The sequence below is a fragment of the Shewanella hafniensis genome (assembly GCF_019655335.1).
Lineage (GTDB): Bacteria > Pseudomonadota > Gammaproteobacteria > Enterobacterales > Shewanellaceae > Shewanella > Shewanella hafniensis.
The window spans coordinates 1-19933 of record NZ_BPFD01000047.1; the positions used below are offsets into that span (position 1 = coordinate 1).

17 protein-coding genes, 1 other RNA gene and 1 pseudogene are annotated in these 19933 nt (G+C 47.6%); 8 read left to right on the plus strand and 11 right to left on the minus strand.

The genetic code is table 11. From position 1 onward, the window contains the following. Both K5Q99_RS13860 and K5Q99_RS13865 read left to right on the plus strand, forming a co-directional pair. A pseudogene (locus tag K5Q99_RS13860) lies at window positions 1-662 on the plus strand (IS3-like element ISSba3 family transposase); the annotation flags it as partial. 262 nt (window positions 663-924) lie between these two features. Continuing rightward, window positions 925-1881, plus strand: coding sequence for an ankyrin repeat domain-containing protein (locus tag K5Q99_RS13865; RefSeq protein ID WP_220777193.1), 957 nt, complete (start codon window positions 925-927; stop codon window positions 1879-1881). 218 nt (window positions 1882-2099) lie between these two features. Here K5Q99_RS13865 and gcvP read toward each other — a convergent pair whose 3' ends face one another. From gcvP to K5Q99_RS13895, 6 genes are all read right to left on the minus strand, one after another. Next, a complete protein-coding gene (gcvP, locus tag K5Q99_RS13870) occupies window positions 2100-4988 on the minus strand; it encodes an aminomethyl-transferring glycine dehydrogenase (protein WP_220777194.1) in 2889 nt (962 codons plus the stop codon). A gap of 122 nt (window positions 4989-5110) precedes the next feature. Next, window positions 5111-5500, minus strand: coding sequence for a glycine cleavage system protein GcvH (gene gcvH / locus K5Q99_RS13875; protein WP_106651622.1), 390 nt, complete (start codon window positions 5498-5500; stop codon window positions 5111-5113). Between the two features lie 25 nt (window positions 5501-5525). Continuing rightward, window positions 5526-6620: a glycine cleavage system aminomethyltransferase GcvT gene (gcvT, locus tag K5Q99_RS13880; RefSeq protein ID WP_220777195.1), complete on the minus strand. Its 1095-nt coding sequence runs from the start codon at window positions 6618-6620 to the stop codon at window positions 5526-5528. Between the two features lie 254 nt (window positions 6621-6874). Further along, window positions 6875-8098 carry an FAD-dependent monooxygenase gene (locus K5Q99_RS13885; RefSeq protein WP_220777196.1) on the minus strand — a complete coding sequence of 408 codons (1224 nt, stop codon included), beginning with the start codon at window positions 8096-8098 and terminating at the stop codon, window positions 6875-6877. A 42-nt stretch (window positions 8099-8140) separates the two neighbouring features. After that, the gene (gene ubiH, locus K5Q99_RS13890) at window positions 8141-9367 is read right to left on the minus strand and encodes a 2-octaprenyl-6-methoxyphenyl hydroxylase (RefSeq protein ID WP_220777197.1); all 1227 of its coding nucleotides are present in this window, start codon (window positions 9365-9367) and stop codon (window positions 8141-8143) included. Between the two features lie 179 nt (window positions 9368-9546). Beyond that, on the minus strand, window positions 9547-10122 hold the full coding sequence (locus K5Q99_RS13895) for a UPF0149 family protein (protein ID WP_106651626.1): 576 nt from the start codon (window positions 10120-10122) through the stop codon (window positions 9547-9549). Window positions 10123-10357: 235 nt separating this feature from the next. Between K5Q99_RS13895 and K5Q99_RS13900 the strand changes: the two genes are divergently transcribed. From K5Q99_RS13900 to K5Q99_RS13910, 3 genes are all read left to right on the plus strand, one after another. Then, window positions 10358-10660: a cell division protein ZapA gene (locus tag K5Q99_RS13900; protein ID WP_006080182.1), complete on the plus strand. Its 303-nt coding sequence runs from the start codon at window positions 10358-10360 to the stop codon at window positions 10658-10660. 102 nt (window positions 10661-10762) lie between these two features. After that, window positions 10763-10943: non-coding RNA, 6S RNA (gene ssrS / locus K5Q99_RS13905), on the plus strand. 9 nt (window positions 10944-10952) lie between these two features. After that, on the plus strand, window positions 10953-11660 hold the full coding sequence (locus tag K5Q99_RS13910) for a 5-formyltetrahydrofolate cyclo-ligase (protein ID WP_220777198.1): 708 nt from the start codon (window positions 10953-10955) through the stop codon (window positions 11658-11660). 143 nt (window positions 11661-11803) lie between these two features. Here K5Q99_RS13910 and folM read toward each other — a convergent pair whose 3' ends face one another. Further along, window positions 11804-12550: a dihydromonapterin reductase gene (gene folM / locus K5Q99_RS13915; RefSeq protein WP_220777199.1), complete on the minus strand. Its 747-nt coding sequence runs from the start codon at window positions 12548-12550 to the stop codon at window positions 11804-11806. A gap of 267 nt (window positions 12551-12817) precedes the next feature. Between folM and K5Q99_RS13920 the strand changes: the two genes are divergently transcribed. Next, window positions 12818-13216 (plus strand): thiol-disulfide oxidoreductase DCC family protein, encoded by a 399-nt coding sequence (locus tag K5Q99_RS13920; protein ID WP_220777200.1) that lies wholly within the window; start codon window positions 12818-12820, stop codon window positions 13214-13216. A 104-nt stretch (window positions 13217-13320) separates the two neighbouring features. Here K5Q99_RS13920 and mdh read toward each other — a convergent pair whose 3' ends face one another. Beyond that, entirely contained in the window at window positions 13321-14256 is a 936-nt protein-coding gene (mdh, locus tag K5Q99_RS13925) for a malate dehydrogenase (protein ID WP_106651630.1), read from the minus strand. A gap of 294 nt (window positions 14257-14550) precedes the next feature. Here mdh and argR point away from each other — a divergent pair, with 294 nt between their 5' ends. After that, window positions 14551-15021 (plus strand): transcriptional regulator ArgR, encoded by a 471-nt coding sequence (gene argR / locus K5Q99_RS13930; RefSeq protein WP_006080175.1) that lies wholly within the window; start codon window positions 14551-14553, stop codon window positions 15019-15021. Window positions 15022-15168: 147 nt separating this feature from the next. Here argR and K5Q99_RS13935 read toward each other — a convergent pair whose 3' ends face one another. Next, a complete protein-coding gene (locus K5Q99_RS13935; RefSeq protein WP_220777201.1) occupies window positions 15169-15801 on the minus strand; it encodes an NAD(P)-dependent oxidoreductase in 633 nt (210 codons plus the stop codon). A gap of 106 nt (window positions 15802-15907) precedes the next feature. Between K5Q99_RS13935 and K5Q99_RS13940 the strand changes: the two genes are divergently transcribed. Next, a complete protein-coding gene (locus tag K5Q99_RS13940; protein WP_220591134.1) occupies window positions 15908-16810 on the plus strand; it encodes a LysR family transcriptional regulator in 903 nt (300 codons plus the stop codon). A gap of 72 nt (window positions 16811-16882) precedes the next feature. Here K5Q99_RS13940 and K5Q99_RS13945 read toward each other — a convergent pair whose 3' ends face one another. After that, window positions 16883-17818, minus strand: coding sequence for a Dyp-type peroxidase (locus tag K5Q99_RS13945; RefSeq protein ID WP_106651633.1), 936 nt, complete (start codon window positions 17816-17818; stop codon window positions 16883-16885). 243 nt (window positions 17819-18061) lie between these two features. Further along, on the minus strand, window positions 18062-19774 hold the full coding sequence (gene ggt / locus K5Q99_RS13950) for a gamma-glutamyltransferase (RefSeq protein WP_220777202.1): 1713 nt from the start codon (window positions 19772-19774) through the stop codon (window positions 18062-18064). Window positions 19775-19933 lie beyond the last annotated feature (159 nt).

Genomic DNA, 19933 nt, shown 5'->3' on the forward strand with positions numbered 1-19933 from the left:
TGCGCAAGGAAGGCTACCAGGTTGGTCGCTATCTCGTTCGTAAAATTATGCACCGCCTTCGACTTAAAGCAACCCAGCGACGCGCTTACAAGGTGACTACGCAGCGAAAACACTCAGATGCAGTGGCTGATAACCTGTTAAATATGAACTTTAATCCAGTATCGGCTAATCAGGTCTGGGCGGGTGACGTGACCTATTTAAAGACGGGTGAAGGCTGGATGTATTTAGCAGTGGTGATGGATTTATATTCACGCCGGATTGTGGGATGGCACATAGACAAACGCATGACCACGGATTTGATATCTAAGGCATTAATAAAAGCCTACAACCTGCGACAACCAGCGCGAGGGCTGGTATTTCACAGTGACCGAGGCTCGCAATATACCAGTAAGCAATTCGGTAGGCTGCTATCGAGCTATGGTATCCGAGCCAGCATGGGTGATGTGGGGGCGTGTTGGGATAATGCCGTTGTTGAGCGATTCTTTGGCAGCTTAAAACACGATTGGATTTTTAAAGTTAATCAACCAACAAGGGAGTTTATGAAGCAAGATGTGACGGCTTACATGAAATATTATAACTTGGAGCGGCTGCATTCTGCTAATGACGATCTGTCACCGGTAGAGTTTGAAAATTCTCAAGTAAAAGTGTCCAGTTTGGGTTGACCAGTACACATTACTAGTTGCGGCATATCAAAAAAGACCCGATAAGATATTTATAAACAAGCTAAAATCGACAGCAATTTTATTAGGTTTAGATAATCTTCCTGCAAAAACAGAGGTTGAAGGGAAAAATAAAATCGAGCTTTTTGCTGGTAACGAAATCGAAGATTTAAGGTATAAATTCACACAACAATTTACTAATGAACTTGCTTATCCAGGAGTAACATACCCTGATTATCCTTTTCTGGTTGGTATGATTTTCGAAGTGGAAGATACTTTAATAAACCAACTAACCAAGAAACAGATAACCATTGGCATGGAGGGTGGGCTCCAAAGGAAAACAACACCACTAATTTACGCTTGCATGAAGAACAAAGTCGAAGATGTAGTCCAACTCCTTGACGAAGGTGCTAGTGTTAACGTTTTATCTGAAGTAAATGACTCACCACTACTGATGTCTTTAGCACAGATGGATTTTACTGACCCTACATCTTCAATGGACGACCGCATTTTTGAGCTAATCTCCAAGAAGTCTCATTCAGAACAGATCATTAATGCTGTCACCATAAGAAAAATTAATTTCCCCCTTTTTGCCGCTGTTGCAACAGGAAATCCAAATATTGTAAAAAAAATTCTGTCGATGAATGACAAAATTAATATTGATTTGCGTGGTGGCCTAGATTGGATTACGCCCCTCTACTATGTCCTTGGTCTAATTAACCAAGTTAAAAATAGACATGCGGGCGTAGAATACTTTAATAGACATATAACCGAGGAAAACATACATCGTTTACAACCAATGTATGCAGGCTTTGAAAATAGAAAAGAAATAGTCCGCCAAGAGAGTCTTTCGAGCAGAGAGAATAAAATATTCAAAATCGTGTATGAAATCATGATGGAGAGATATCCTAAAAATCCCTCAAAACTCAGGCAGATCGCTAGAATATTGATCAATAATGGAGCTAACGTTAACAAGGCACATTCAATAAATGGAATGAATTATACCCCATTGATGCTTGCAGCAGAAAACGACGAAGTAAACCTGTTTAAACTGATGATTGAGCACGGTGGAGATTGGAGGAAAGTCTACGTCCTTCCACTAGGCATTAACTCTAAGAAAAAAACAATCAACTGTCTTGATATCGCGGAGTACTTTAAAGCTCAAAATGTTATCGAGTATATAAAAGATACATTGCAACACCCTAATAATCAGTTTATCTAATACGTGAGTATGCAACGCCTTCGGCAGGCAATAAAAAAGCGACCTTTCGGTCGCTTTTTGATGCTTCAAATTCGCTGAAGCCGAAAAATGATAATGGCGTTACTGCCGACGATAAGGCAAGGAAGCCGATGCTTTTCGCCACGGAGTTGACTGGTGTCAATGAGTAGCGAAAAGTGTTGGCTGACGCCGAATTATCTAGGCCAAGTAGCCATTATTAATTATTCGTAGTCTGATAATGGTGCACACGAACACATCAAATTACGGTCGCCGTACACATCATCGATACGATTCACAGTTGGCCAGAACTTGTTAGTGCGTACTGCTGCACTTGGGAACACGGCCACTTCGCGGCTGTATGGACGCGTATCAAACTCTGGGTCCATAATATCTGCCATAGTGTGCGGTGCGTTGTGCAGCGGGTTGTTGTCCGCCGGCCATTCACCTGATTCTACTTTGGCGATTTCAGCGCGGATTGACACCATAGCGTCGATGAAACGATCGAGTTCCACCTTAGACTCAGATTCCGTTGGCTCAATCATCAGGGTTCCCGCAACCGGGAAGCTCATGGTTGGCGCGTGGAAACCGTAGTCATTCAAACGCTTAGCGATATCCATTTCGGTCACGCCTGAGGCTTCTTTCAGTGGACGCAGGTCGATAATACATTCGTGCGCCACGCGATCGTTACGGCCACGGAACAATACTGGGTAGTGTTCAGACAGCTTCTTCATCACGTAATTTGCGTTTAGCAGCGCAGTTTGGGTAGACTTTTTCAGGCCTTGTGAACCGAGCAGCTTAATGTACATCCAGCTGATTGGCAGAATGCCCGCGCTACCGTAAGGTGCGGCTGATACTGCACCGTTGTTATCGCTTTCGCGGCCAGGTTTCACTACAACGTGGCCGGCAACGAACGGCGCTAAGTGGGCTTTCACGCCGATTGGGCCCATACCTGGACCACCGCCGCCGTGTGGAATCGCGAAGGTTTTGTGCAGGTTAAGGTGCGATACGTCGGCACCGATAAAGCCAGGAGACGTTAAGCCAACCTGCGCGTTCATGTTAGCGCCGTCTAAGTACACTTGACCACCGTGCTGATGCACTATGTCGCAGATTTCGCGGATAGATTCTTCATACACACCGTGGGTCGATGGGTAAGTGATCATGATGCAAGACAGGTTTTCAGCCACTTCGGCGGCTTTGGTCTTCAGATCATCTAAATCGACGTTACCTTGCTTGTCACAGGCAGTAACTATCACTTGCATACCGGCTAATTGCGCCGATGCGGGGTTAGTACCGTGGGCAGATTGCGGGATCAAACAGATGTTTCTGTGCGCATCGCCGCGTGACTCATGGTATTTCTTGATGGCTAACAGGCCAGCGTATTCACCTTGAGCGCCTGAGTTAGGTTGGATACACACAGCGTCGTAGCCTGTGATGTTCACTAACCAAGTCGACAGCTCTTCAATCAACTGAGTGTAACCCTTGGCTTGTTCCAGTGGGCTGAATGGGTGCATATTGGCAAATTCTGGCCAGCTCACAGGAAGCATTTCAACCGCTGCGTTTAACTTCATGGTGCATGAACCCAATGAAATCATTGAGTAGTTAAGTGCTAAGTCTTTGCTTTCGAGACGCTTGATATAACGCATCATCTCGGTTTCGCTTTGATAGCGATTGAAGGTTGGGTGGCTTAAAATCGCATCTTGGCGCACGAGTGCAGCCGGAATCGATTGGCTACCTTGGCTCACGATTTGCGCATCTAATGCGGCAACATCTAAACCATGTCCAACACCTAAAATCACATCAAACAGGGCTTCGATATCTGTGCGCAATGTGGTTTCGTCTAAGCTTACGCCCACAATGCCGTCGGCATCGAAACGTAGGTTCATTTCAGCAGCCAGTGCGCGTGCATTAACAGCAGCAACGTCTAAGCCTTTGATGCTGATGGTATCAAACCAAGTGCTGTTAACTAAGCTCACGCCCTTCGCTTTTAAGCCTGCCGCTAAAATATCGGCAAAACGATTAATGCGTGATGCGATAGTTTTCAGGCCATCTGGGCCGTGGAATACGGCGTAGAAAGACGCCATATTCGCTAATAAAATTTGTGCAGTACAAATGTTTGAGTTGGCTTTTTCGCGGCGGATATGTTGCTCGCGAGTTTGCATCGCCATACGCAGTGCGCGGTTACCACGGGCGTCTTTTGACACACCAATGATACGGCCAGGCATAGAACGTTTGTGTTCGTCACGGGCAACGAAGAAGGCCGCGTGTGGACCACCAAAGCCCATTGGCACACCAAAACGCTGCGCACTACCAAATACCACATCGGCACCCATAGCGCCCGGTGATTTCAGTAATACCAAAGACATAATGTCGGCAGCTACAGTCACAACCACATTCTTCGCACGCAGAGTGGCGAATAATTCAGTGAAGTCAGTGATTTGACCGAAACGGTTAGTATATTGGAACAAAGCACCAAACAGTTCGTGGTTTACCGCTTCAGATGCAGGGCCAACTACCACTTCAAAACCGAAACACTCAGCGCGGGTTTTCACTACGTCTAAGGTTTGTGGGAACACATCATCGGCAACGAAGAAGATATTGGCTTTTTTCGCTTTAGAAACGCGCTTGGCAAGCGCCATCGCTTCGGCTGCGGCGGTCGCTTCATCTAACAAAGAAGCAGAAGCCAAATCTAAACCCGTTAAGTCCATCGACACTTGTTGGAAGTTTAGAATGGCTTCTAAACGGCCTTGGGCGATTTCTGGCTGATATGGCGTATAAGCCGTGTACCAACCTGGGTTTTCAAATACGTTACGCAGGATCACGTTTGGCACTTGAGTGCCGTAGTAACCCATGCCGATATAGCTCTTAAATACTTGGTTTTGTTTCGCTAAACCACGAATGTAAGCAATGCCTTCGGCTTCGCCGCAGGAATCACCAATGCTCAGATCTTGGCTTAAACGGATCGACTCAGGCACAATTTGCGCGGTCAGATCGTCCAGTGACTCAGCACCAACAAAATTCAGCATCGCTTGCTGTTGGCTGCTATCAGGGCCGATATGACGACGTAAGAATAAATCGTGCTGTTCTAACTGAGTGAGGGTTTGCTTGGTCATGATAAACCTTGTTCCAGATTTGCCGTAACTCAGAACTGTAGGGTACTGATTAACGGGCTATTGTTATGTCAAACTTGCGCTAAAACAAACGAAGCCCCTGAGGGCTTCGTTAGCGTCGACGATTATTCTTCGTCGATAACAGCTTGGTAACCTTCAGCATCGAGCAGAGCGTCAACTTCTGATTCGTCAGAAGGCATCACGCGGAAGAACCAGCCTTCGCCGTAAGCGTCGCTGTTAACGAGTTCTGGCGAATCTTCCAGCGCTTCGTTCACGGCAATCACTTCGCCAGAAATAGGGGCATAAATGTCAGACGCCGCTTTTACTGATTCAGCTACAGCACAGTCTTCACCCGCAGTCACAGTGTCGCCCACTTCTGGGAGTTCAACGAAAACCATGTCACCTAACAGCTCTTGGGCGTGCTCAGTGATACCTACTGTGTAGCTACCGTCTTCTTCCTTGCGGATCCATTCGTGTGAAGAGGCGTATTTCAGTTCTGTCGGAATATTGCTCATTGTTCTTGTTCCTTGTTCCGTTTTTTTAAAATGCTTGTTTACCGTTGCGCACAAAGTTTGGCGCCACTACTCTAACAGCCACACGTTTTTTACGCATTTCGACTTCCGCCGTATCCCCAATCGAGTTAGGAACACGCGCCATCGCAATAGAATAGCCCAATGTTGGCGAGAAAGTCCCGCTGGTGATCACGCCTTGGTGCTCAACACCCGCTGCATCGGTGAAAAATACTGGCATATCATGGCGTAACACGCCCTTTTCTTCCATCACTAGACCAACAAGTTTGTCGGTTCCGGCATCGCGCAGGGCTTCTAGGGCTTTACGACCGATGAAGTCACGATCGCTCGGTTCCCATGCTATGGTCCAGCCCATGTTGGCGGCCAGCGGGTTGATGGTTTCGTCCATATCTAAGCCGTAGAGATTCATACCAGCTTCGAGACGCAGTGTGTCACGGGCACCGAGGCCACAAGGTTTAACCCCTTGATCTAACAATGCTTGCCACATTGCTTGGGCTTCGTCTTCTGGGACGATAATTTCGTAGCCCGCTTCGCCTGTGTAACCCGTAGTCGCAATAAACAGTGAGCCAGCTTGCTTACCGAAGAAAGGTTTCATGCCTTCGATGGCGGCGTTTTGATCGCTACTGAACACGGCAGCGGCTTTCGCTTTTGCGTTAGGACCTTGAACGGCAATCATCGCCAGCTCAGGACGCTCAGTCACAGTGACATCAAAACCTTGGGATTGCTTGGCGATCCAAGCGAGATCTTTTTCGCGGGTCGCTGAGTTCACTACCACGCGGTAGTTAGTGTCAGTGAGGTAGTAAGTGATGAGGTCGTCGATGACGCCAGCATTTTCGTCTAACATGCCGCCGTATAAGGCTTTACCTGGCACTTTAAGCTTAGCCACATCGTTTGCCAGCAACTTACGCAGAAATGCACAAGCGTCGTTACCAATCACATCAACCACAGTCATGTGGGAAACGTCGAACATACCCGCGTCTTGACGCACGGCATTGTGTTCTTCGATTTGTGAACCATAGTTGAGGGGCATATCCCAACCGTGGAAGTCGACCATCTTAGCGTTTGATTCTAAGTGCTTGTTAAACAGAATAGTTTTATTAGCCATTGTTATCCCTTTTTTGCGGCCTTTTTCAGGTCTCTGCCTAGTGTAGGGTGTAGATACTAGGGTCTAAAATGCGGCGAAATTATACCTTGCGTCACAAATTTGTATACAGGAGATTTTTCTAATCCGAAGCCATTGCCATTAGATTTTCTCATCTTCAACATGTAATTTTTTTACATGCGAAGGCCAGATTTGCGCAGCTTGCAATCAAAATGCTGATATTAGCGGCAATTCTGATCACATTAGCGCAACCGAGGCTAACGACATAACTTAGGCAGTGCCGACTTATTGCCCATGGCCTGTTGTATGAACACTGTTTTCAGCCCAGCGACATTATCAACCAGATTTAAGCCCAGATCGCGAATCACCTTTTTGACTGGGTTTGAACCTTCAAATAGGCGTTTAAAGCCCTCCATCGCCGCGATCATCTCCATTGCATCGGCTTTGCGCCAACGTTCAAGTGCACGCAGCTGGGCATAATCGCCGATATCTTTACCCGCTTGCTGTAATTCGCTGATCACTTCGATGATGCTGGCCGCATCTAAAAAGCCGAGGTTCACCCCTTGGCCCGCCAGTGGATGGATAGTGTGGGCGGCGTCGCCTGCCAACACTAAACGGTGGCGGGCAAAATGGCGGGCGTAGCGCATCCGTAATGGGAAGGCTTGGCGCTCGCTTTCCAGCTGGCAACCCCCTAAACGACCATCGAACGCCGCGGTTAAGTTGCGCTCGAATTGCACTTTGTCCATCGCCAATAATTCATTGGCGCGCTCGGGCGGCACCGACCAGACGATGGAGCAGAGATTGTCTTCATACAGGGGTAAAAATGCTAACGGGCCGTCCTTTAAAAACACTTGGCGGGCGGTGGCAAGGTGCGGCATTTCGGTGCGGATCGTCGCGACGATTGCGTGGTGGCCGTAATCCCAAAAGGTCAGCGGGATCTTGCACTGCTCGCGCACCCAAGAGTTAGCGCCATCGGCGGCGATAACGAGTGCAGCACTGACACTTTCGATACCAGACTCGACGCCATTTGCGAGGGTCAGCCAAGCTTCACGCTCACCAAAGGCAATACGTTCTAAGCGTTGGTTTTGGATATGGGTAATATTGTCAAACTCAGCGACGCGTTTGGCCAGCGCAAAGCTAATGGCATCGTTTTCGATAATCGCGCCGAGACTGGTTTCGCTGATGCTGTTGGCATCAAAGGCAATTTTGCCGAAACCGTCTTTATTCCACACTGCCATTTTTTGATAAGGCGTAGCGCGGGAAGTATCTAAATAAGCCCATGCCCCTAAGTTTTCTAACAAGCGCTGACTCGCCTTATTGATGGCGCTCACCCGCAGGCGCGGCTCGCCGACAACGGCATCCGTGTGGCCCGCATCAATAACGACGACATTCAGATCGGCCTGCGCCAATCCAATCGCGGTGGCGAGTCCCACCATGCCGCCACCCACAATGGCGATGTCATAGGCTTGTGAACTTAACATGGGTACATCCTTTTCGCGTTGCGATACCAGTAAATTGCTGAGTTATTTCCAGCCCATCGCCTTTTGAGCAACGGGGGTTTTCAGTGGCGGAAACCAAGATAGTAAACGTAATCCGAGATTACGCCCCAGCGTCATCGGCCAGTATTGGTTTGAAAAGCCACGGACTAAAAATTCGATATTGCGGATAGTGCTGTTTCTGTCGTGTTCGCGGGCATTAAGGTACGCATGGGTCACGGCGGCGGAGCCGATATCATCCCCCTGCGCTAGCGCCGTTTTGAGCACCTCAAGCAAGCTTACTACATCCCGCAGCCCTAAATTAAAGCCTTGCCCCGCAATAGGATGCAGTGTCTGCGCCGCATTACCGATAAACACACATCTGTGATGGATTGGCCTTGGCATATACGACAAATTAAGCGGATACGCATGGCGCGCGCTGACATCGATAAACGTGCCGGCACGATAACCAAAGGCCTGTTGCAGCGCCGCTAAAAACTCGGCCTTAGGTGCGTCTTGCATCTGTTTAGCCCGCGCATCATCGAGCGCCCAAACGAGAGATAATCGAGGTTGACCTTGGCTATCGGCCATAGGCAACAACGCTAAGGGACCGGTTTGGGTAAAACGCTCATAGGCCCAATGTTGGTGGAGCTTGTCGGTTTGAATATTGGCAATAATCGCAGTTTGCTCGAAGGCCACTTGGGTCACGGGCAAAGCAAAACTGCTGCGCACTTTGGATTGCAGACCATCGGCGGCGACCACGAGTTTTGCTTGAAGGCGCTCGCCCGTGTCGAGCACTAAGGTGTGGCCTTCTACGGCGGGTTCCACTTGGGCAAGCTTGGCGGGGCAATAGAGTTTTACCTCGCTCTTGTTAAGCTCGTTAAACAACACTTGGCCGACACGCTCAAGCTCGACCACTTGGCCTAAGGCATCTAAATGAAACTGCGCGGCATTGAGTTCTGTCATGCCAAAGTGGCCGCGATCCGATACATGGATATTTTCAATCGCCGTGCCTAAATGGGCGAGCTTTGGCCAGAGGCCTAAACGGGATAATTCGAAAATAGAGCCGTGGGCGATGGCAATAGAGCGGGCATCGAATCCGGGGTGTTGTTTATCGGGAAGGTGCGCTTCGATTAAGGCGATAGAAAGTGGTCTAGCTGCGGATAAAGAAAGACGCGCGAGAGCCAACGCGAGCGTCGCCCCCGCCATCGCACCGCCTACAATCACGATGTCGACGTGTTGAACTGAAGTATCCATGTGATTTGTGGCCGTCATGGGGATCTCATTCAAGCTTTGGCATGGCACTGAGGCATGTAAACATAAAAGATGTGAACATCAGTACTATGCACTCAAAAGCACCAGTGCTATGGATTCAAAGGCAGGCTTACCCGCCTTTAATATCAAATGAAGCCACTACTGCGTTAATGTATTGAACATTACACAACTGAGGTAAATTAATGCACCACAGCGGTATCGTCGGTCTCGCCAAGCGGGATTTCAGGGCCAAACTCCGAGTAACACATAATGGCGGCAATACGGACAAACTCGAGTAGTTCAGTGTAAGCAGCTTCAGATTCCTCATCGTCGGCGACATCAAATTCCACTTGGGCAATTTCCGCCAAGTCTTTGATCACTTCACGCACTTCTGCCGAGGCTTGATTCAGTTTCGGCTGAATAATCGCCATGCCAGTCAAAAAGCTTTGGGTCCAAAGGGACAAGGCTTCAACACGTTGGCTGAGCGGCTCTTCTTCTTCAGGCAATAGCGGCATGAAACCAAATTCAAAATCCACTAAACGCGCGACTGAATCATTAAACAAATCAGATACTAATTGGTGCAACTGCGCAGGTAAAGGTTGACCATCGTTCATCAGGTCGAATAGAGGCTTGATCCAAGTGTCGCCAGTTTGTTCTACACCACCGCAGATTAAACCGACTAAAGCACCGTGAACTTCTACCGGATGTTGGCCGATTTCAGCTGCATCTAAGGCGAGTTTTAAGCTGTCGATACGTAACGAAGGAGGGGTTGCCATATCAGATCCCAATAAGATTTTTCCAGCAGCAATGCTAGCAGAGATAAAGACTTGAACCAATACTGAATCCCAATAATGGCGAAATCGGCCACACCCTGATAAAAAATTATCCAACTGCTCACACAAACAGCAAACAAAGCCGTCAAAGACCAATCCAATTGCGGCTTACCTTGCACTTTTAATATCAGCCCTATATAGTCCGCCCTAAGAGGCTAACGAAAGGATCACCCGCGACATGAGTAACAGTGCTGTTGAAATTACCCTACTTGGGCGCACCTACTCTATCGCTTGCCCGAAAGGTCAAGAGGATGCTTTACGTACGGTGGCATTGGGAGTTGAACAACAACTCACAGCGTTAAAAACCCGCACTAATAGCCTAAGCCGCGAAGAAATTGCCATTATGGCGGCGCTGAATATTGGACACGAGTTGTTCCAAGAAAAGCAAAAAAATAAGCATTATATGCAACAGATGGACGACAGGATCAGCTTGCTGCAGTCGACCCTCGAGAATGCCTTAGTTGAGCGTTCAACTAAATAGATTTAAACTGTGCGCCTTGGCAATTAGGTCAATTAACGCACAGTGAATGGCTAAACTGGCTTATACTCATAGGCCAATGTTTTAGCGATTCAATACCGTTTTTGCTCCCTGGGATGCATGCCAACTGGTAATGTCCCTGTGCCGATAATTTTGATCTCAGGGTGAATGTTTTACTGACATTGAGCATGCTCGGCTTGTACCGAGAAGCCTTAGGAGGTAATCATTTACCCGCCTTGAACCTACGGTTCAAGGGCTACACCGGTAGCGGCATTCTGGGGAGCATCTTAATTTTATGCCTACATCTTCCAAACTTTCTCATTTGAAGACCCAAAGCGACATGGCGCACCTTGCCGTAGAGGTTGCTGCTGTTGGTGAAATGACTGATGTCACAAGCCATGCGAAAAATTGCGCACTCCATACAAAAGAAAGCCGCAATCAGATACGCAAAGCCATTCGCACCGCGCGCAAATCCCTTTCAGAAACCGAGCAAACTCAAGCAAGCTTGAGCGCTAGCCAACGTATGCTCGATGCATTGCAGGCTCAAAATGCGCAACATGTAGCCCTGTATCTCACCCACGATGGCGAACTCGCCACGCCACCGCTGATCGCTGCGCTGTGGCAAATGGGCATAAACACCTATCTGCCTAGGTTGCATCCCTTCAATGCCGGGCAATTGTTATTCCTGCATTACACCGCAGATACCCCCATGCAACCCAATCAATTCGGCATCTTAGAACCTAAGTTAGATGTGCGCGCCATTATCCCAGTGACAGAGTTAGATGTTGTTATCACACCATTAGTGGCTTTTGATTTAATGGGAAATCGTATGGGCATGGGCGGCGGCTATTACGATAGGACGCTGGCAAACTGGCAGCTTAAAGGTAAACCTTTGCCTATGGGTTACGCCCACGACTGTCAGCAAGTGACGAGTTTACCCTGCGAGTATTGGGATGTGCCTTTACCGTTCATCATCACCCCAAGTCGGGTACTGACGTTTTGAAAAGAAGGAGCAAGAAACTAGAAGCTAGAGCGCTTCGCTGCTAGAAAAAGCAGAGCGTCGCTCCATAACGACTTCTTCTTGAATCTAGATTCTAGAGCCATGCAATGGCGCTCTAGAGGCCGCAGGCCGTTCTAGATTTTTCTTTACCTCAAATGCCGACCGCCATCGACATTATGGCAACGACCTGTGACGTAGCGGCTATTAAGCAGGTAGTCCACTAGTTCAATAATCTCCGCATTCCCCGCTTCTTTCGGCAATAGCGCTTTGGCTAAGGTTTTTTGCTGATAGGCAGCGTCATCACCCGCATTAAAGAGGATCATCGCCGGTGCAATCGAATTCACTTTCACCTCGGGCGCAAATTTGGCGGCAAAAGATAGCGTCATATTGTGCAGCGCGGCTTTACTGGCGGCATAGGCGATATGCTTCTGACTGCCCTTCTCTGCTACGTAATCGGTAATATGAATCACATCACTGCCGCCGATTTCATAGCCAGCACCCGCACGTAGCTGCGCCTCTAAGGCCAAGTTCAACTGATAGGGCACGCTCACATGCACTTGCATCATCCGCTGCAGCACTTGGCTCGGCGTAAAAGTGGTACTCTTTAAAGGCTCATTCTTTGTAAGAACAGGATCCGGCAGCCAGTCCGAGGCATTGTGAATAATGGCGCGAACTTGAGGCAGTTGAGTTAACGCATCAATTAAAGCTTGCACTTGGGCATCGTCATAAAAATCGCAGGGATACAGAGTCGCACCTAAGGCGTTAAGCTCATCGATGCTATCGTAATGGCTGCGATAAGTACCAATCACCTGCTGACCTTGGGCGAGAAAATGTTTGGCTAAGGCGTAACCTATGCGTTTACCCACGCCAGTGATTATGATGGGAGATGTCATACCTATCCTTTTGATTCGTCATTGCTCAGGTTTTAACTTGTTTGCTTAAAAATCAACAATCAAGTTAACCTTATGAATAACCAAGATGTTACTGTACTCATTTGAATTTAACCTAACAAAAAGCCAAATGAGACACACATTAGATTTAAATCAGCTGCGATCTAAAACCCTTTATTCTGCGTATTAGGGTAAAAGAAAACCAAGCTTAAGTGCGCAAGCCAAGAGCTTTGATCAAGTATTGTGGTCAAGTCATCAGAGGTGAACCCGATGGAACTGCGGATTTTTTACGATGGAAATTGTCCATTATGTAGCGCCGAGATGCGTCAACTGAAAGCGCGCGATCCGAAAAACTTGATTGCGCTTGAAGATTTAAATGCACCCGATTTTAGCGAGCGTTTCCGCCATATCGATAGAGACTACGCCAATACGATTCTCCATGGCGAAACCGCAACAGGCGAAGTGTTACTCGGGTTAGATGTCACTTGTAAAGCGTGGGCACTGACAGGCACCCGAACTTGGATCCAACTGTTACGCCTGCCCGTGATTAAAGCTGTGGCCGATTGGTGCTATCTCAGATTCGCAAAACACAGATATCGCATCTCCTATCTACTAACGGGCAAAGCCCGCTGCGACGATAACTGCCAAATTCCCACCAGGCGTCGCTGATCGATTAAGTTAAATTGAGCAAGTGTAAAACTGAGGCATAAAAAAACGGAGCTCAATGGCTCCGTTTTTTAATTCGTCATAATCTAAATAGATTATCCGAAAGATTATTTAACGAAATCAACGCCTAGTTTGATATCGCCTTTCAGCGTATCTAACATAGAATCACGAGCGTTAGCTTCGAATGCACTTACTTCACCGTAAGGCAGTACTTTTTCAATACCGTTTTTGCCTAACAGCACAGGTTGTGCGAAGAATTCAGCGTGCTCACTGCCGCCGTCAACATAGGCGCATTCAACGATGTTAGCTTCGCCTTGCAGACCACGAACCAGAGACATACCGAAACGGCAAGCCGCTTGACCCATAGACAGAGTCGCACTTCCGCCACCGGCTTTAGCTTCAACCACTTCTGTACCCGCGTTTTGGATGCGAGTTGTCAGACTTGCCACTTCTTCGTCAGTGAAAGTCACGCCTTCAACTTGAGACAGTAATGGCAGAATGGTCACGCCGCTGTGGCCGCCGATCACATTCACTTTAACGTCAGCAACGTTCAGGCCTTTTAATTCGGCGATGAAAGTTTCAGAGCGGATCACGTCTAATGTCGTGATACCGAACAGACGGTTCTTATCGTAAACACCCGCTTTTTTCATCACTTCTGCAGCGATAGCAACAGTGGTGTTGACAGGGTTAGTGATAATGCCAACCAAAGCCGTAGGACAAGTTGCCGCTACTTTTTCGATCAGGTTGCGAACGATACCCGCATTGATATTGAACAGATCTGAACGGTCCATACCAGGCTTACGCGCAACACCAGCAGAAATTAGCACAACGTCAGCACCCACAAGGGCAGGCGTTGGATCTTCACCAGCAAAACCTTTGATTTCAACAGCAGTTGGGATGTGGCTCAAGTCAACCGCAACACCCGGAGTCACCGGTGCGATATCATATAGAGACAGTTTAGAACCCGCAGGCAATTGAGTTTTTAACAGTAGGGCAAGAGCCTGGCCGATACCACCAGCAGCACCAAGTACAGCAACTTTCATAGTTATCTCCGTTATTTCTCGGATATGTGTGACATGGATCTAATTTGCGTTGGCGTCACATTACTGGAATGTCACAACAATTTCAATTATCCCTTAGTCGTGGGGCAAAAGAATTCCGGAATAACATAGAAGCAATGTAGAACAATTACTCAAATTGATATTTTTACGCCCCCAGCAAATGCTTAACCACAGAGGGTTAGTGAATTTTTATTCAATCAATCTGGTTATTTGTTGACAATTTTTCTAAAAATATTCAAAATGGGCCTGTTTTTTTGAATAACGAATAATAATATTATGCAAACGACCAAGAATCAGGATGACCTTGTTAGAATTTTTAAGTCGATTTTAAAAGAAGAGCGCTTTGGCTCTCAGAGTGAAATCGTCACCGCCTTGCAAGCTGAAGGCTTTGGTAATATTAACCAATCAAAAGTATCACGCATGCTCAGCAAGTTCGGCGCAGTGCGGACTCGCAACGCTAAGCAAGAGATGGTGTATTGCTTACCAGCCGAATTAGGCGTACCCACTGCGGGTAGCCCACTGAAGAATTTGGTACTCGACGTCGATCATAACCAAGCGATGATCGTCGTGCGAACTAGTCCAGGTGCAGCGCAGCTGATTGCCCGTTTATTGGATTCTATCGGTAAACCAGAAGGCATTTTGGGCACAATTGCCGGTGATGACACTATCTTTATTTGTCCATCGAGCATCCAAGATATCGCCGATACCTTAGAAACCATCAAATCTTTATTCAATTACGCAGAATAAAAAAACAGGTCAGCTTGCTGACCTGTTCTATTTCATCTGTACCCATTTCAGTCCAATTTTGCGCTGATTATTTGGTCGTTGTCCCGATTACGTTACAGATTACAGCACAATATCTAACTCACTATATCTAACTCAACTGTAGCAATATCAGTAAGCCACACTGATGCGCTGATTTGCGTGAGTGCCCTGTTCGGCTTCGTCCAACATGGCTTTAGCGTAATCGGTAACAGAAATGCGACTGCGACCATTGGCATCGGTAAAGAAGCTGTCGCCACCAAGGCGATATGGACCTTCACTCTCGCCAGGATAAATCTCAGCGGCTGGGCTCACAAAGGTCCAATTAATTGCAGTTTGCGCCGCACGGAATACCTGCAAGGCTTCACCCTGAGCTAACGCCTCATCTTTATATGCAGCGGGAAAATCTGGACTAGAGACCAGCGTCACCCCCGGTGCCACTTCTAAGCTGCCTGCACCACCAACCCACAATAAACGTGGCACCTTAGCGTTGGGCAGCACATCCAGTAAATGCTGAACCGTACTCGCCACTAGTCCATGATTTTGTTGTGCGCGGCCACCAACAGAGGCAATGACAACATCTACGCCAGCGAAGGGTTCTGCCACTAATGGCTGCTCTAAATCCACAGCATGCACAGCCACGTTGGTAGCGGATAACTTACTCGGATCACGCACTAACGCTGTTACTTGGTGCCCACGGCTCAATGCTTCTTTTAAAATTGCACCACCAATCCAACCTGTTGCACCTAAAATTGCGATTTTCATTTCGTTAACTCTCTCTGATGATTTACATTGAAGCCAGTTTACTTGCAGTGTTTCACGTGATAAACATCAATAAATGAGCATGATTATTTCAGTTTGAGGTACTAATATGGATAAAATTGCCGCAATACGCAGTTTCGTCGAAGTCGCAAACTGCGGCAGCTTTACCAAAGCTGCCGAACATTTAGACCTCAGCCGCCTGCAGGTATCCCGCCATATTCAAGAAATTGAGCAATGGCTTAGTTTACGCTTACTCCACCGTACCACCCGTAGCGTCAGCCTGACCTTACAAGGCGAAGAAGCGCTGCAATTTTGCCAGCGGATTTTAAGTGAAGTTGCCGCCATGGAAAGCCGCGCCCACAGCCATAACAGTGAACTGGTGGGCAGTATTCGTATCGCCACACCGATTGGCCTTGGACAGCACAGCCTGTTTGATGTTGTTGATCGCTTTATTAAAATTCACCCTAAGGTCAGTATTCAGCTGGTGATGTCGGACAGTTTTGCCCAATTGGTGGATGAGCGAGTCGATGTGGCATTGCGCTATACCGAGCAGCCGGATGATAATTTGATTGCGCGGCGTTTAATGACTATAGATGCCGTGATCTGCGCTGCGCCAAGCTACCTTGATAGCAATACACCACTTGTCGAGCCGATAGATCTGCTGGCTCACAACTGCCTGATACACTCGGCGCAACAAAATTGGCCTTTCCTGAAAGAGCTGCAAGCCGAGCACGTAAAAGTCACCGGCAATCTTAAAGCTAACGACATGGGCGTATTGGTGAGTGCGGCGCTGCGGGGACATGGCATAGTGCGTTTGCCCTGCGACTTAGCAAATCAATACCTTGCTAGCGGTCAGCTTAAAGAAGTGTTGCCCGACTTTACGACGCCAGGCCAAACCCTGTGGGCTGTGTACTTGTCCCGCAGTTATCAGCAAAATCTGGTGCGCGCCTTTATCGATTACACCGCCCAGCAATGGCAACTCGATATCAAAAAATGGCTCCCAGCGCATTAGCATAAAAAAACGCACTCAGGCGTTAGCGTAAGTGCGTTTCATTGATGCTGAATCTGCTCAAATATTGAAAGCTTATTCGTCGAATTGCAGCATAAAATCCAATGCGGGGGCAAAGAAGGATGAGCCTGTCATCGCCTTGGTAAAATGCATCAAGTGATCATGGTTACCTTCGCCATCACCAAACATCATGCTATGCAGCATCTTTTCAAAATGCTCAGGCGTGCGGCAGTTAGAAATAAACATCAATCCCTGCTCTTTTAGTGAACCATAGGGCATGCTCTGGCGCAGGATTTCCATCGACTGACCATTCGCATCTTTAAGATTCACCCGCTTGATATGGCTGGTCAGTGGCTTATCTTCTGACTCATATTCGATATTATCTTGCTTAGTGCGACCGATAATATCTTCTTGTTTTTTAACCGGTAATCGATGCCACTTACTCAAGTTATGGGCATACTTTTGCACGTGAATATAACTGCCGCCCTTAAACTCAGGATCCTCATCACCCACAAGTGCCACTTCCTGACGATGACGCCCCTTAGGGTTTTCGGTGCCATCGACAAAGCCGGTTAAATCGCGGCTATCCATAAATCGAAAGCCACGTTCTTCATCGACTAATTCCACTAAGTCTTCAAACATTTGGCTGATTTCATTAGCGACTAAATGCAGAATATCGTAACGGTCGCAGCGAATATGCACGAACAAATCATATTCAATTGCCGGCGCTTCGCGGCTGCCGACTTGCATAGCAGGAAAAGGCTTGAGCATTTCAGGGCGAGCATTGGGGTAGAGGCTATCCCAATAATTAGCGCCAATCCCCACAAAACCATTGAATGCGCTGTCAGAGTATTGATCTGTCAGCTCATAAATATACTGCGCAACGTTGGCAAGACAGGGACGTAATTGCGACTCGACATTGTCATTGGCATTAAACATCAAATAGACACTGTGTAAGTTCCCCTCGGCACACACACCCAACTGTTCACGCGGCATATTTTGAATATCCATTTGGTTATCACCCTTTTTCTAAATTCATTTTCGGCAATATTATCCGCAACTTTACCTGAAAATGACATTAACTAACGCACAGTTTGTTCTGGTTTATCATGATAATGCTCATTAGGTAGCAATATCACGCCCAAGATCCCTAATGTAAAAATGACGAGACTGATAAGTCTCGTCATTCAGTTTAATCGAATTAGAGCAGCAAAGCTTACTCTACCTCGAGCTTACCTTAGCGTGACGCTGAAGTTAATAACCCGCGGCATGACCATCCTTACGGCTCTCAGAAGCGCCACGATACACGCCCGTTTCAGCATTAAATCCAATAGCTTGATAGCCGCCAAAATCCCCAAGTCCATCACGCAGCACATGACCTTTCTTGATAAGCTCACGGCGTGTTTCCACAGGGAAGCCCGATTCCAGACTGACGTAGCCGCCATCATTCATCACTTCGCCGGTGGGCTCGGTTGAGCCCATATGCAAAATTCTCGGGGCATCGCCCGCTTCTTGCAAGTTCATTTTAAAATCAATCAGATTCATTACAATTTGTGCGTGCATTTGTGGCTGAGTCGCGCCGCCCATCACCCCAAAACTCAACCAAGGCTTACCGTCTTTGGTCACAAAGGCGGGAATAATAGTATGGAATGGACGCTTACCCGGTGCGTAGGTATTAAAACGCCCCTCAGTTAAATCAAACATTTGCCCACGGTCTTGCAGCACGAAACCGAGATCTGGCGGTGTCATGCCCGACCCCATACCACGGTAGTTACTTTGAATGAGTGACACCATGTTGCCGTCTTTATCGGCGGTGGTCAGGTACACAGTATCGCCATGTTGCAACGCAGGATTACCCGCATCAACACTCTTGGCCGCTTTATTGGGATCGATTAACTTAGCGCGATCATAATTGTATTGCTGCGAAATCAACTCGTTAACTGGCACTTTATTAAAGGCCATGTCGGCATAAAACTTAGCTCTGTCGGCAAAGGCGAGTTTTTTGGCTTCGACAAATAAATGCACATATTCGGGGCTATTAAAGCCCATCGCAGCCACATTAAAGGGTTCCATGGTTTTTAAGATTTGTAGCGCCGCAATGCCTTGACCATTGGGCGGCAGTTCCCATACATCGTAACCACGGTAGTTCACCGAAACCGGATCTATCCAGTCGCTAGTATGGGTCGCTAAGTCATCATAACTTAAATAACCACCTTGGGATTTCATGTACTTATCGATACTTTTGGCAATATCGCCTTTATAAAAAGCATCGCGGCCACCTTTGGCAATTTTCTCATAGGTATTAGCAAGCGCTGGGTTTTTAAAGATTTCGCCCACCGCTGGCATCTTGCCATTAGGCATATAAGTTTCTTTAAAACCGGGGAATTTTGCGAGTTTTTTACCGCTCCCCTCAAGATAATAAGCAATCAATTCGGAGACAGGAAAACCATCACGGGCATAGTGGATTGCGGGCGCGAGATTATCGGCCATAGCTAATTTGCCGAACTTATTATGCAGTTCATACCAACCATCCACTGCACCGGGCACAGAAACAGGCAAAGGCCCAAGCGGCGGCAAATAGTCTAAACCGAGGGATTTGAGCTTTTCTAAACTTAAGGATTTTGGACTGCGACCCGAAGCGTTAAGGCCATAGAGACGTTTATCTTTCGCGCTCCAGACGATGGCAAATAAATCGCCACCAACACCCGAGCCAGTGGGTTCAACTAGCCCTAACATGGCATTAGCGGCAATGGCCGCATCGACGGCACTACCGCCCTGCTTGAGTATGTCGATAGCGACTTGCGTGGCGAGGGGTTGGCTGGTCGCCGCCATTCCATGGGTGGCATACACTTCAGAGCGCGTCGCAAAGGCTTTACCCGTGATCCTATCCATGGCCATCACTCCTGAAGACGACATCGCCGTCACTACTGTCACTAAGCTACAAATTGATTTTATTGTTTTTATCATAAGTCCTCCAAAACCGGAGGTTCAAAGTAACAAGGATGGTCGAAAAAATCACCACCCCATACCGCATAGACGCAAGTTAAACGTAAGCAAAAATGTCATACTTTCGTTGGTGATAGCTTATCGCCATGGCATTAATACCTGACGGCTTAGATTGGCTCA

What these genes read in the sequence shown, in the direction of transcription:
- ggt (WP_220777202.1), bottom strand. Translation starts at nt 19,774, where the DNA reads ATGATAAAAACAATAAAATCAATTTGTAGCTTAGTGACAGTAGTGACG.
- gcvT (WP_220777195.1), bottom strand. Translation starts at nt 6,620, where the DNA reads ATGGCTAATAAAACTATTCTGTTTAACAAGCACTTAGAATCAAACGCT.
- K5Q99_RS13910 (WP_220777198.1), top strand. Translation starts at nt 10,953, where the DNA reads ATGCCTACATCTTCCAAACTTTCTCATTTGAAGACCCAAAGCGACATG.
- ubiH (WP_220777197.1), bottom strand. Translation starts at nt 9,367, where the DNA reads ATGACGGCCACAAATCACATGGATACTTCAGTTCAACACGTCGACATC.
- folM (WP_220777199.1), bottom strand. Translation starts at nt 12,550, where the DNA reads ATGACATCTCCCATCATAATCACTGGCGTGGGTAAACGCATAGGTTAC.
- K5Q99_RS13885 (WP_220777196.1), bottom strand. Translation starts at nt 8,098, where the DNA reads ATGTTAAGTTCACAAGCCTATGACATCGCCATTGTGGGTGGCGGCATG.
- mdh (WP_106651630.1), bottom strand. Translation starts at nt 14,256, where the DNA reads ATGAAAGTTGCTGTACTTGGTGCTGCTGGTGGTATCGGCCAGGCTCTT.
- K5Q99_RS13935 (WP_220777201.1), bottom strand. Translation starts at nt 15,801, where the DNA reads ATGAAAATCGCAATTTTAGGTGCAACAGGTTGGATTGGTGGTGCAATT.
- K5Q99_RS13940 (WP_220591134.1), top strand. Translation starts at nt 15,908, where the DNA reads ATGGATAAAATTGCCGCAATACGCAGTTTCGTCGAAGTCGCAAACTGC.
- gcvP (WP_220777194.1), bottom strand. Translation starts at nt 4,988, where the DNA reads ATGACCAAGCAAACCCTCACTCAGTTAGAACAGCACGATTTATTCTTA.
- K5Q99_RS13895 (WP_106651626.1), bottom strand. Translation starts at nt 10,122, where the DNA reads ATGGCAACCCCTCCTTCGTTACGTATCGACAGCTTAAAACTCGCCTTA.
- gcvH (WP_106651622.1), bottom strand. Translation starts at nt 5,500, where the DNA reads ATGAGCAATATTCCGACAGAACTGAAATACGCCTCTTCACACGAATGG.
- K5Q99_RS13900 (WP_006080182.1), top strand. Translation starts at nt 10,358, where the DNA reads ATGAGTAACAGTGCTGTTGAAATTACCCTACTTGGGCGCACCTACTCT.
- K5Q99_RS13945 (WP_106651633.1), bottom strand. Translation starts at nt 17,818, where the DNA reads ATGGATATTCAAAATATGCCGCGTGAACAGTTGGGTGTGTGTGCCGAG.
- K5Q99_RS13920 (WP_220777200.1), top strand. Translation starts at nt 12,818, where the DNA reads ATGGAACTGCGGATTTTTTACGATGGAAATTGTCCATTATGTAGCGCC.
- argR (WP_006080175.1), top strand. Translation starts at nt 14,551, where the DNA reads ATGCAAACGACCAAGAATCAGGATGACCTTGTTAGAATTTTTAAGTCG.